10 protein-coding genes are annotated in these 10,882 nt (G+C 70.3%); 5 read left to right on the top strand and 5 right to left on the bottom strand.

Going from position 1 to position 10,882, the window contains the following annotated elements; genetic code table 11:
* Window positions 1–47: 47 nt before the first annotated feature.
* The 4 genes from VF665_RS16100 to VF665_RS16085 form a co-directional block, all read right to left on the bottom strand.
* Complete coding sequence (locus tag VF665_RS16100) at window positions 48–563, bottom strand: hypothetical protein (protein WP_331054463.1); 516 nt, start codon at window positions 561–563, stop codon at window positions 48–50.
* A 349-nt stretch (window positions 564–912) separates the two neighbouring features.
* Window positions 913–1,254, bottom strand: a complete 342-nt coding sequence (locus VF665_RS16095) for a DUF5615 family PIN-like protein (protein WP_331054462.1) — start codon at window positions 1,252–1,254, stop codon at window positions 913–915.
* Entirely contained in the window at window positions 1,251–1,472 is a 222-nt protein-coding gene (locus tag VF665_RS16090) for a DUF433 domain-containing protein (protein WP_331054461.1), read from the bottom strand. The genes VF665_RS16095 and VF665_RS16090 overlap by 4 nt, the downstream gene beginning before the upstream one ends.
* Window positions 1,473–1,560: 88 nt before the next feature.
* Window positions 1,561–4,452, bottom strand: coding sequence for an FAD-binding and (Fe-S)-binding domain-containing protein (locus tag VF665_RS16085; RefSeq protein WP_331054460.1), 2,892 nt, complete (start codon window positions 4,450–4,452; stop codon window positions 1,561–1,563).
* 478 nt (window positions 4,453–4,930) lie between these two features.
* On the opposite strand from VF665_RS16085, the gene VF665_RS16080 reads away from it, so the two are divergent.
* The 4 genes from VF665_RS16080 (at window position 4,931) to VF665_RS16065 (ending at window position 8,843) form a co-directional block, all read left to right on the top strand.
* On the top strand, window positions 4,931–6,382 hold the full coding sequence (locus tag VF665_RS16080) for an MATE family efflux transporter (RefSeq protein WP_331054459.1): 1,452 nt from the start codon (window positions 4,931–4,933) through the stop codon (window positions 6,380–6,382).
* A gap of 224 nt (window positions 6,383–6,606) precedes the next feature.
* Window positions 6,607–7,164 (top strand): RNA polymerase sigma factor, encoded by a 558-nt coding sequence (locus VF665_RS16075; protein ID WP_331054458.1) that lies wholly within the window; start codon window positions 6,607–6,609, stop codon window positions 7,162–7,164.
* Window positions 7,161–7,856: a zf-HC2 domain-containing protein gene (locus tag VF665_RS16070; protein ID WP_331054457.1), complete on the top strand. Its 696-nt coding sequence runs from the start codon at window positions 7,161–7,163 to the stop codon at window positions 7,854–7,856. Before VF665_RS16075 ends, VF665_RS16070 begins: the two co-directional genes overlap by 4 nt.
* A gap of 33 nt (window positions 7,857–7,889) precedes the next feature.
* Window positions 7,890–8,843, top strand: coding sequence for a DUF4097 family beta strand repeat-containing protein (locus VF665_RS16065; protein ID WP_331054456.1), 954 nt, complete (start codon window positions 7,890–7,892; stop codon window positions 8,841–8,843).
* Between the two features lie 208 nt (window positions 8,844–9,051).
* On the opposite strand, the gene VF665_RS16060 is transcribed toward VF665_RS16065, so the two are convergent.
* The gene (locus VF665_RS16060) at window positions 9,052–9,768 is read right to left on the bottom strand and encodes a hypothetical protein (protein WP_331054455.1); all 717 of its coding nucleotides are present in this window, start codon (window positions 9,766–9,768) and stop codon (window positions 9,052–9,054) included.
* Window positions 9,769–9,985: 217 nt separating this feature from the next.
* On the opposite strand from VF665_RS16060, the gene VF665_RS16055 reads away from it, so the two are divergent.
* Complete coding sequence (locus tag VF665_RS16055) at window positions 9,986–10,660, top strand: uracil-DNA glycosylase (RefSeq protein WP_331054454.1); 675 nt, start codon at window positions 9,986–9,988, stop codon at window positions 10,658–10,660.
* Window positions 10,661–10,882: the final 222 nt, after the last annotated feature.

Genomic DNA, 10,882 nt, shown 5'->3' with positions numbered 1-10,882 from the left:
CGTTGCGCGGCAAGCTGGCGCCGCGCAACGGGACCGCGCGGGATGGATCAGTTGGCGGGCGCCGCGGGGCGCGCCGGCAGCGTGCGCGTGTCGGGCGATTCGTCTTCCAGGCGAATGCGCAACGTGCCGTTCTGCCGGCGCAGCAGCCCGGTGTAGGAGAAGATGATGGGGTTGGTACCGGGGCGGAGCGTCCAGGCGAACTGGCCGGTCACCAGCGCCGCATCCGGGCCCACCGCCTCGTACGACAGGTTGCGCCACTCGAACGCGGCCGGCGGCGACCAGGCCGTGTTGTACTGGTGCGCGATGGAGTCGTAGGGCAGGAACTCCTTGTTGCCGTTGCCCATGCGATATGCGCCGGTGCGGTCGTATCGCTCCGCGATCCCGGCGCGATTGCCCGAGCTCAGGTCGCGCGCGTAGCTCTCCATGAAGGTGCGCGCCTCGGCCACGATGTCGCCCGAGCCGCCGCCCCGCTGCACGGACACGGAACACGCGCTCGCCGCCGCGAGCGTCGCGGCGACAACCAGGGTCTGCAACAGCCGTACGGCGGATCGGGAGATGTGCATCGGCGCGGTCATCAGAGGGTGGGTGCAGGAGAGGGGCGGACAGAGACGGCCAGCGGGCGAATCGAGCCTCGGAAGGTCGCATGCGTCGCTCACCAGCGGATCGAGCGCGGCGACGCCAACCGTACCGTTGATGATCCCCGTGGCGCAAGGCTCTTGATGGGTATGCGGCCGCGACGCCCGGGCCGGGATGGTAAGCAGGGGAAGCTGGGCTGAGTGCCGGCTCGGCGGGAACCGGGCCGCGCTGGCTGTCAGCAGAGACGCGGATCGTTTCTACCACACGTCTTTTGCGAGACGTTTCGGAGACTCGGTGCAGACTACCAGGAGGATCAGATGCTAGCGGAACGCTGGGTCACCACGCGTCGCCGACTTCTACCAGCGGCTCGCCTGCCTCAAGCATTGGTAGGGCTGTGGGAAGCGCCTGGTTGAGCAGCACCTTGAGACGCGCATTCGAGGTGTTGCCCGACCGCAACCAGATGACCTGAGGAGGTGGGCCGTGGCGCTGGAGCAGGTCTACGAAGTCGCTGTCCTTGGTCATTACCACGGCCCGGGCGTCCCGTGCAGCGGTGAAGATCTCAAAGTCCTCCGCGTCTCTGAGACCGAGATCGCGAACGGCGTGCGCGTCCAGTTCGAACCGCATTCTCAGCCAAAGAGCAATCGCTGGCGAAAGCTGCGCATCAAGCCAGAGAATCACGCCACGACCACAGGATGATCGAGGCGTCGTGACGCGAAGCGCAGACAGGCATCCACGTCTTCCGGCTCGAGATCAGGAAGTTCCTCAATCACCTGCTCACGACTCAGGCCTGTAGCCAACAGATCCAGCACGTCAGTCACACGGATTCGCATGCCGCGAACGCATGGACGCCCGCCACACTGGCGAGGGTTAACCGTGATTCGGCCCAGTTCTCCCATTGCTCAACTCCGGTCAGTGTCCGACCCAAGCTAAATCAGTAACAACCGCTCGCCAAGCGGCGCCCGAACATGCATTTGGGGAAGCGCCTCATCGCGAAGGCTCCTGCGTAGCCAAGGCCAGCAGCTCGGGCGTGGAGAGCGAGCGCCGGCCGTCGCAGAAGTCGGCGATCTGGTGGCGGCAGCTGAAGCCGGGGGCGACGACGTAGTCCGCGGGGGCGCTGTTGCGGACCGCGGGGAACAGCACGCGCTCGCCGCACGCCTTGCTGACGTCGTAGTGGCCTTCCTCGTATCCAAAGCTGCCCGCCATTCCGCAGCATCCGCTGTCCAGGATCTCGAACTGCAAGCCTTCCACGCGGCTCAGGACCTCGCGCGTGGGCTCCATTCCCACCAGCGACTTCTGGTGACAGTGGCCGTGCACCACGGCGCGGCCGTCGATGCGGCCGGGCTTCCAGTCCGGAAGGCTGGCCAGAAACTCCTCCAGCGTCACCGCCGCGGCGGCGAGCGTCTTGGTGCGCCCGTCGCGCACCAGGTCGGGAAGCTCGTCGCGCAGGGTCAGGATGCAGCTAGGCTCCACGCCCACGATCCACGCACCGTTCTCCACCTCCGGCGCCAGCGTCTGCAGCAGGTCCGTCTGCAGGTCGCGGGCGTGGTCCAGCAACCCCTTGCTGATGGCCGCGCGTCCGCAGCACACCTGCTTGCGCGGCAGCTTCACATCAAAGCCGGCCCGCTCCAGCACCGTCACCGTCGCCTTGAGCGGCTCCGTGCCAAAGAAGCCGTTGAAGGTATCGTCGAACAGGATCACCGTCGGCTTGCCGTCCGACGACGACGGGCGCGGCCGGCGCCGGAACCAGCGGCGGAACGGCTCCGGCGCAAAGGTCGGCATCTCGCGGCGCGGGTCGATGCCGCCCATCCGCTTGATCATCCCCGACATCATCCGATTGCCGAAGTTGGCGAAGCCGGGCGCGATGGAGGCCGCCTTTGCCACGTCGTGTATGCGCCCGAAGAACTGCGCCTTGCGGTCCACCCCGTGCTCGCGGTGGTGCTGCGCCAGGAACTCGGCCTTGTAGCGCGCCATGTCCACGCCCACGGGGCACTCCGTCTTGCACGCCTTGCACGCCAGGCACAGGTCCAGCGCGTCCAGCACCTCCTTGCTGCGCATTCCCGGCAGGCTCCCCTTCATGGCCTCGCGCAGCAGGTTGGCGCGGCCGCGGGTGCTGTGCTGTTCCTCCAGCGTCACCATGAACGACGGGCACATGGTCCCCGCGTCGAGCTTGCGGCACACGCCCATGCCGTTGCACTTCTCCACCGCCACCGCGTAGTCGCCGCCGTCCTCGCTGTAGTCGAACCACGTCTGCGGCGGATGGGCGCGGTACTCCTCGCCAAAGCGCAGGTTTTCGCTCATCCGCTGCACGGGCGGAACGATCTTGCCCGGGTTCATGCGGTCTTCGGGATCGAACGCGCGCTTCACCTGCCGGTGCAGGTCCATGATTTCCGGCCCGAACATGATGGGCAGGAACTCGCTGCGCGCCAGCCCGTCGCCGTGCTCGCCGCTGAGCGATCCGCCGAACTCCACCACCAGCTCCGCCACCTCGCCCGCGATGCGCTGCATGCGCCCCACGTCCTCGCCGCGCTTGAGGTTCAGGTCCACGCGAATGTGCAGGCACCCCTGCCCGGCGTGACCAAAGAAGCCGAGGGAGGTGCCGTTGCGCGCCACGATCTCCTCGAAGCGGCGCGTGTAGGCGCCCAGCTTTTCCGGCGCGATGCCGGTATCTTCCACGAATTCCTGCGGCTTGATGTCGCGGTGCGACGTCGTTCGATACAGAAGCCCCGTGGCGGCCTGCCGCAGCGCCCACGCGGCCGTCTGGTCGCGCGCGGAAAGAAAGACGCCCGCGGTGGGGTTCCCCGGCAGCCCCGGCGCGCGCCGCGCAAAGTCGTGCGCCAGCTCCGCCACCTGGTCCGCGGTGACGCCGCTGAACTCGCAGAAGAGGACGCCCAGCGCATCGGGCGAGGCGAGCGCGGCGGTGGCGCGAAAGTCCAGCAGCTCGCGCGCGCCCTGCATCACCCGCGAATCCACGATCTCCAGCGCGGTGAGCCCGGGTTCCGGGAGGATGTGGGGCGTGGCGTCGAACGAGGTGAATCGCTCGCGAAAGCTCAGCAGCACCAGCCCGCGGTGCGGTGGGATGGGGACGAGGCCGAGTTCCGCCTGCACCACCGTCGCCAGCGTGCCCTCGGAGCCGACGATCATGTGCGCCAGGTTCAGCTCCGGCGCCTCGAGCATGGCGTCGAAGTTGTAGCCGGATACGCGGCGCGGCACCTTGGGGTAGCGCGACAGAATGCGCTCGCGCTCCGGCTCCAGGATGCCCAGGACGCGGCGGGCCAGTTCGCCCTCCCTTCCCGCCATCCCCGGCACCGCGTCGCGCCCCACCGGGCCGAAGTGGGCGGCGGCGCCGTCGTGCATCACGCAGTCCAGCGTGTGCACGTGGTCGCCCGTCTTGCCGTGCACCAGCGAGCGCGCGCCGCACGAGTTGTTGCCGATCATTCCGCCCAGGCAGCACTGGCGGATGGTGGCCGGGTCCGGCCCAAAGGTGAGGCCGTGCGGCGCGGCGGCGCGGTTCAGCCGGTCCAGGCGCACGCCGGGCTGCACGGTGGCGCGGCGGCGGTCCGGGTCCACGTCCAGCACCCGGTTCATGTACTTGCCAAAGTCCAGCACCAGTGCGGGCCCCACCGTCTGCCCGGCCAGCGCCGTTCCGCCGCCGCGGGGAAGGACGGGAACGCCGTGTTCCGCCGCCAGCCGCACGGCCGACATCACGTCCTCCGCGTCGCGCGGAACCACGACGCCCACGGGAAGCAGCTGGTACAGCGATGCATCGGTGCTGTACAGCAGGCGCGACTTGGCGTCGAAGCGGATTTCGCCGCGAATGCGGTCCTTGAGGGCGCGCTCCAGGCGCGCGCCCCGGGCGTCGGGCTGAATGACGAGCATCAGACTCTGGCTGCGTTCTGCGATGGGGACGAGGACGGTCCCGGAAAGTAGTGCGGGGGGATGCTGCGGGATACGTGCCGGAAGGGGACGGCAGTGCGGTGTGCTGGGCGCGGAGTGCGGAGATCGGGGCGGCCGAGGGGCTGAGCGACTGAAGTCGCCGCAACAACGGCGGAAAGTCTCCCCAAACAGACGGGGAGACTTCACCTGCACGCGCACCGGTCGCCCGGTGTGAGGGGCGAACACAGGTGCTGCGGATGCAGTCCGCGCAGGCGGACTTCGTGTGTTTGGGGGCGCGGTTTCAACCGCCGGGCACGAACCCCGCCGCCGTGTGCCAAACCATACTCCCGCCGAACGACTCTCCTGGCTTATCACCCTCCCTCCGCACCGCCCTCGCGCCCAACCACGATTCCAGCACGGGTGCCGCCGATCCGGGCGCGCGGTTATCTTCGGGGCTTCGCATCGCCCGCAGATCCCGTTCATGAGCACGCTCGCGCCCGTTCCGCCCCCCGCCGCACGCCGGCGCACGCCCCCCGCCCACGGGCGCAGGCGCCGCGCACTGCTGTTCGCGCACGAACTGCGGGCGCTCACCCGCGTGGCCGGCCCGCTGATCGTAAGCCAGCTGGGCAACATCGCCATGAATACCACCGACACCATCATGGTGGGCCCGCTGGGCGCCGACGCGCTCGCCGCCTCCGGGCTGGGCAACGCCATCTTCATCGCCGTCCTCATGCTCGCCATGGGAACGCTGATGGGAATGTCGCCCCTCATCAGCCAGGCGTTCGGCGCCCGCGACGCCGCGGAGTGCAGGCGCATCCTGGTGCAGGGCCTCTGGCTGGCCGCGCTCCTCGCCATCCCCGTGACGGCGTACTGCATGTTCGGCGGCCCCATCGCCCGGGCGCTGCACCAGCCGGCGGAGGTCACCCGCGATGCCGCGGGCTACCTGTTCGCCCTGGGGTGCGGCGTGCCGCCCATGCTGCTGTTCATCGCCCTGCGCCAGTACCTGGACGGCATGGGCGAAACCAAGCCCGCCATGGCCCTCACCTTCATTGGCGTGGCGGTGAACGTGGTGGGCAACCTGGCGCTCATCTACGGGTTCCAGCTTCACCTTGCGCCCGGCATCGACATCCGCGTGCGCCCCGGCGGCGTGATCGGCTCCGGCTGGTCGACAACCATCGTGCGCTGGGCCATGCTCGTGGCGATGGCCGCGTACCTGATGCACCGCCGCGACCTGCGCCCCTTTTCCGGCATCCCCCTGGGCCCGTCCTTCCAGCGGCTCAAGGAGATGCTGCGGATCGGCGCCCCCATCGGGGTGCAGCTGGGGGCGGAAATCGGCGTGTTCGCCTTTGCCGTGGTGCTGATGGGGTGGATCGGGGCCAGCGCCCAGGCCGCGCACCAGGTGGCCATCAACATCGCCTCCGCGACCTTCATGGTGGCGATGGGGACGAGCCTGGCCGGCAGCATTCGCGTGGGGCAGCACGTGGGCGCGGGAAGCCGCCGCGGCGTGCACCGGGCCGTACTCACCACGTACGCGCTCGTTACCGCCTTCATGGCGATGTGCGCCGTTCTCTTTCTGGTCGCGCCGCGCTGGCTGATGGGGCTGTACACGCACGACCCGGAGCTCATTCGCATGGGCGTGGGGCTGCTGGCGATGGCCGCGGCCTTCCAGGTGTTCGACGGCGCGCAGGTGGCCGGGCTGTGCGCCCTGCGCGGCGCCAGCGACACCCGCGTCCCCATGTGGATCACCATCCTGGGATACTGGGCCATCGGCGCGCCCGCCGCCTGGCTGCTGGGGACGCGCACCTCCTGGGGCGCCATGGGGGTGTGGGCCGGCCTGGTGCTGGGGCTGGCCGCCGTGGCGCTCATGCTGGCCTGGCGCGTCCGCCGGGTGATGTGGGCGGGCCCCCTTTCCGCCCGCGCCGCGGCGGGCTGAATCCCCCGCGCGCGCCGGCGCCGTAGGTCCAGAACGGATGGCGCGCCCGCGCCTCCCGTGCCATGTTTTCCGCGACATCCGCCCCGCGGCGGCTGCCCCGCGTACTCCTTCCGCAGGTCCCGCGATGTTCCCTTCCCTCCCGTTCAAACCTTTTCCGCGCGCCCTCCATCCTATGCATGTCGGAAGCGCGAGGAACCCCTGCCCACGTCGTCTCGATGGCCACCATGCTGGCTGACAACCCTCCCGCGGCAGAGATGCACGCCGTGGCGGACCTTACGGTTCGCCGCGCCCAGGAGGGCGACGCCACGGCATTCGAGCAGCTGTACCGCGACAACGTGGGCCGCGTCCACGCGCTCTGCCTTCGCCTGTGCGGCGACTCCAACCGGGCGGAAGAGCTCACGCAGGACGTGTTTGTCCGGGCGTGGGAGCGGCTGGGGAGCTTTCAGGGAAAGAGCGCCTTCAGCACCTGGCTGCACCGCCTGGCGGTGAACGTGGTGCTGGGGGAGCGCAGGAGCGAAGGGGTGCGGGTGCACCGCATCTTCACCACCGACGCGCCGGAAGTGTACGAGACGCCCACGCGCGCGCCGGATCCCGGCGCGGCGATGGACCTGGAGCGCGCCATTGCGCTCCTTCCGCCGGGCGCCCGTGCGGTCTTTGTCCTCCACGACGTGGAGGGCTACAAGCACGAGGAAATCGCAAGCATGCATGGATCGGCCGTGGGAACGTGCAAGGCGCAGCTGCACCGCGCACGACGGCTGCTGCGGGAGGCACTGGGACGATGACACACGAGCGTACGCTGGAGCTGCTGGACGACTACGTGGGCGGCGAGCTCCCCGCCCCGGACGAGCGCGAGGTGCGCCGTCACCTGATGCAGTGCGACGACTGCCGCGCCGAGGAGCGCGCGCTACTCGCCCTGCTGGACGAGGCCGCGGCGCTCCCCACGGAGATCCAGCCCACGCGGGACCTGTGGTCGGAGATCGCGCCGCGGCTGCAGCCGCGGGACACGGTGGCGCTCCCGGCCGAGGTCCCCATGATCGGGCCGCGGCAGACCCGGCGGGTGCCCTGGTGGATGCAGGCCGCGGCCGCGGTGCTGCTCACGGTGGGGACGTCGGTGGCCACGCTGATGGTGGCGGGCGACCGCACCCAGGCCCCGGTCGCCATCGCGCCGGTGCAGAGGCAGGCGCCGGTGCAGGCGCCGGCGCGGACGGACGCGGCGCTGGCCTCGTTCCGCCCGGCGGAAGAGGAGTACCAGGCCGCCATCGGCGACCTGCAGAAGCTGCTGGACACGCAGCGGTCGCGCATGTCGCCCCGCACGGCGGCCACGCTGGAGGCCAACCTGCGCGTGATCGACCAGGCCATTCAGGAATCGCGCGCGGCGCTGGCCGCGGACCCCAACAGCCGGGAGCTGGCCCGAATGCTCTCGGCATCCTACGACGCCAAGCTGGGCGTGCTGCGGCGCGCGGTGCTGATGTAGCCCGCGCACGCCCATTCACATAAAGGAACGACGATGCACAACAGACTTCTGGTGGCCGCGGGGGCGGCCGCCCTGCTGGCCTGGGCCGCGCCGGCGAGCGCGCAGCGGCAGGTGAACACGCGGCAGCCCGCCAGCGGCAGCGGAACCATGGAGATCCACACCCACGGCGGCTCGCTGCGGGTGATCGGGTGGAACCGCAACGAGATCCAGGTCACCGGCACGCTGAGCCGCGACGGCGACCGGCTGCAGATGGAAGACGGCGACGTGATGGTGGTGGGCAGCCGCGGGCGCGCGGGCCCCTCCACCCTGGAAGTACGCGTCCCGGCCGGCAAGTCGGTGGACGTGCAGACCAACGGCGGCATGCTTTCCATCTCCGGCGTGGACGGCAACATCGAGGCGGTGAACGCCGGCGGCCCGGTGACGGTGGAAGGCACGCCGCGCAACGTGGAGATCAGCACCACCAACGGGCCGGTGACGGTGAACGCCACCACCCGCGACCTGGAGGTGCACTCCATGAACGGCGCCATCTCCATCTCCGGCACCGTGCGCGGCCGTCTGGAGGCCGACGCCATGAACGGGGGCGTGACGGTGAACGCCGCGGCGGAGCGCACGGAGATCAACACGCTGAACGGCGCCGTGCGCGTCACCAACGCCAACGGCCCGGTGGACGTCAACACGGTCAGCGGCGCCATTCAGGTGTCCGGCCGCCGCATCTCCGGCAACTACCAGACGGTGGCGGGGGCAATGGTGCTGGAGGGCGGGCTGGGCGGCGAACTGAACGTGGAAAGCCACAGCGGCAGCGTGGAGCTGCGAGTTCCCGGCGGCACCGACGCGGACGTGACCATCACCACGTGGAACGGGCGCTTTGCCTCGGACTTCGGGGACGGCCGCCGCGACGGCGGCGAGCGCCGGCTGCGGCTGGGCTCGGGCGGGCCGGACGTGTCCATCACCACCTTCAGCGGCCCCGTGCGCATCACGCGCCGCTAGGGCGGAGACCGCCTCTCACGGAGGGCACGGGAAAGGCCACGGGGGTTCACGGTACTGAATCTCTTCCGTGACCTCCGTGCACCCGCCGTGAACTCCGTGAGAGACGAAGTAGAAGGCCGCGGTCGTCCAATGGACGTCCGCATGCAAGATCGCCCCTCCCCCGAGCTTCGGGAGAGGGGCGATTCCGTTTCCTAGTCGATGACGGGCGTCAGGCCCAGCCGGTGCCGCGCTGGTAGTCGTCGCTCACCTGGCGCAGCAGGCGCTCGATGGCGTCCTGGCTCTGCGGAAAGAAGAGCGTGTCGGAGAGCGAGTTGAGCGCGGAGCGCACGTCGCGGAACCGTTCCGCCGCGCGCAGCAGCACGTCGCCCATGCCGTGGCGCAGGGCCAGGTGGCTGCCGGCCGCGAGGCGGTAGCCGGCGGCGCCGAGCTCGTCGTAGTACGAAATGGGCGGCGCGCCCCGGCGCTGCACCCGGTGCGCGATGTGGTCGGGAAACACGCCGCTCAGCCAGAGCGCAAAGTTGCCCAGGTGCACGCGCAGCAGAAACTCGCGTTCGCCGCGCGCCTGGTCCAGCGCGTTCACGATGTCGGCCAGGTAGTGGAACGGCTCGCCCGCGCCGCCGTCCACGCGGTGCGCCCGGCCCGCCGTTGCGAACTCCAGCAGGATGGCGGCCGTGTAGTCCGCCAGCTGCCGATCGTGGATTTCGCGCTGCATGAGCGCGTGGCGAACGAGGACGTAGAACACCAGCGGCGCCGGCGCCGTGCTGATGCGCGGCCCGCGCGCCAGCCCGCGCAGCACGGCCGGGTCGTCCAGCAGCGCGTCCAGGCCGCCGCCGCGCAGCAGCGCCTCGCCGGCCGGCCCGGCGATGGCGGTCAGGAGTTCCGCCTCGCGCCGTCCGAACCCCGCTCGAACATTGGGCTTGATCATGGCTCGTCTCCAGGCAAACGGTTTGGCTTCAACCCTATGGTCATACCGGAGATCCCCGCCCCCGGGTTCCACGGCCCGGGAGCGCCTGAACGCGGATGGTGCACGCGGAATGCCCGGACGCGCGCACCCGGCCGCGTGTGGATGCACGATCCCGCACCGGTCCCGCGCTTGCATCCCGTCCGCTTTTTCCTCTTTCCTCCTGTACGCGTGATCGCCGATGGATACTGCACTCCCGGAATCATGGCGCAAGCACCTGGCGGATGAACTGAGCTCCGAGTGGTTCGCGGGCCTGCGCGCGTTCGTGGACGGGGAGCGCGCCCGGGCCGCCGTGTATCCGCCCGCGGGCGAGGAGTTCACCGCGCTCCGGCTGACGCCGTACGACAAGGTGCGGGTGCTGATCCTGGGTCAGGACCCGTATCACGGTCCGGGGCAGGCGCACGGGCTGGCGTTCTCGGTGCGGCCGGGGGTGCGGCCGCCGCCCTCGCTGGCCAACATCTTCAAGGAATTGAGGGACGAGATGGGGTGCGCGCCGCCCGGCCACGGCTCGCTCGAGCACTGGGCGCGGCAGGGCGTGCTGCTGCTGAACGCGGTGCTGACGGTGCGCGACGGGGAGCCCAACTCGCACAAGGGCAAGGGGTGGGAGCGGTTCACCGACGCGGTGATCCGCGCCGTGGCGGCCAAGCCGGAGCCGGTGGTGTTCGTGCTGTGGGGCGGGTACGCGGCCAAGAAGGAGGCGCTGATCGGGCCGCCGCACTTCGTGCACAAGAGTGCGCATCCGTCGCCGCTCTCCGCGCGGCGCGGGTTCTTTGGCAGCACGCCGTTCACCATCATCAACCGCGAACTGCAGCGCGCGGGCGGCACGCCCATCGACTGGTGCATCCCGCGAGGCTGAACGACAACGGCGGACTCCCCGGCGGCCCCCACCCGGGCCGGCATCACCGGCCAACCCTCCCCCAAAACAGACTGGGGAGGGTTGCCGAGGGCGAAGGGGGCAGCGCGGAGAACAAGGTTCGCGCGGCCGCGGGCTGTCCTGAGCGGATGAATCCGCCGCTCTGAAAGCGGTAAGCCCCGACTCGTGGCCGCTGACGCGTCCACGATCGAGGCTTCAACTGCA

Source organism: Longimicrobium sp., from assembly GCF_036387355.1.
In the GTDB taxonomy this organism is placed as follows: domain Bacteria; phylum Gemmatimonadota; class Gemmatimonadetes; order Longimicrobiales; family Longimicrobiaceae; genus Longimicrobium.
This window is presented reverse-complemented; position numbering and strand designations above follow the sequence as displayed.

What these genes read in the sequence shown, in the direction of transcription:
- VF665_RS16085 (WP_331054460.1), bottom strand. Translation starts at nt 4,452, where the DNA reads ATGCTCGTCATTCAGCCCGACGCCCGGGGCGCGCGCCTGGAGCGCGCC.
- VF665_RS16055 (WP_331054454.1), top strand. Translation starts at nt 9,986, where the DNA reads ATGGATACTGCACTCCCGGAATCATGGCGCAAGCACCTGGCGGATGAA.
- VF665_RS16090 (WP_331054461.1), bottom strand. Translation starts at nt 1,472, where the DNA reads ATGGGAGAACTGGGCCGAATCACGGTTAACCCTCGCCAGTGTGGCGGG.
- VF665_RS16070 (WP_331054457.1), top strand. Translation starts at nt 7,161, where the DNA reads ATGACACACGAGCGTACGCTGGAGCTGCTGGACGACTACGTGGGCGGC.
- VF665_RS16075 (WP_331054458.1), top strand. Translation starts at nt 6,607, where the DNA reads ATGCTGGCTGACAACCCTCCCGCGGCAGAGATGCACGCCGTGGCGGAC.
- VF665_RS16100 (WP_331054463.1), bottom strand. Translation starts at nt 563, where the DNA reads ATGCACATCTCCCGATCCGCCGTACGGCTGTTGCAGACCCTGGTTGTC.
- VF665_RS16065 (WP_331054456.1), top strand. Translation starts at nt 7,890, where the DNA reads ATGCACAACAGACTTCTGGTGGCCGCGGGGGCGGCCGCCCTGCTGGCC.
- VF665_RS16060 (WP_331054455.1), bottom strand. Translation starts at nt 9,768, where the DNA reads ATGATCAAGCCCAATGTTCGAGCGGGGTTCGGACGGCGCGAGGCGGAA.
- VF665_RS16080 (WP_331054459.1), top strand. Translation starts at nt 4,931, where the DNA reads ATGAGCACGCTCGCGCCCGTTCCGCCCCCCGCCGCACGCCGGCGCACG.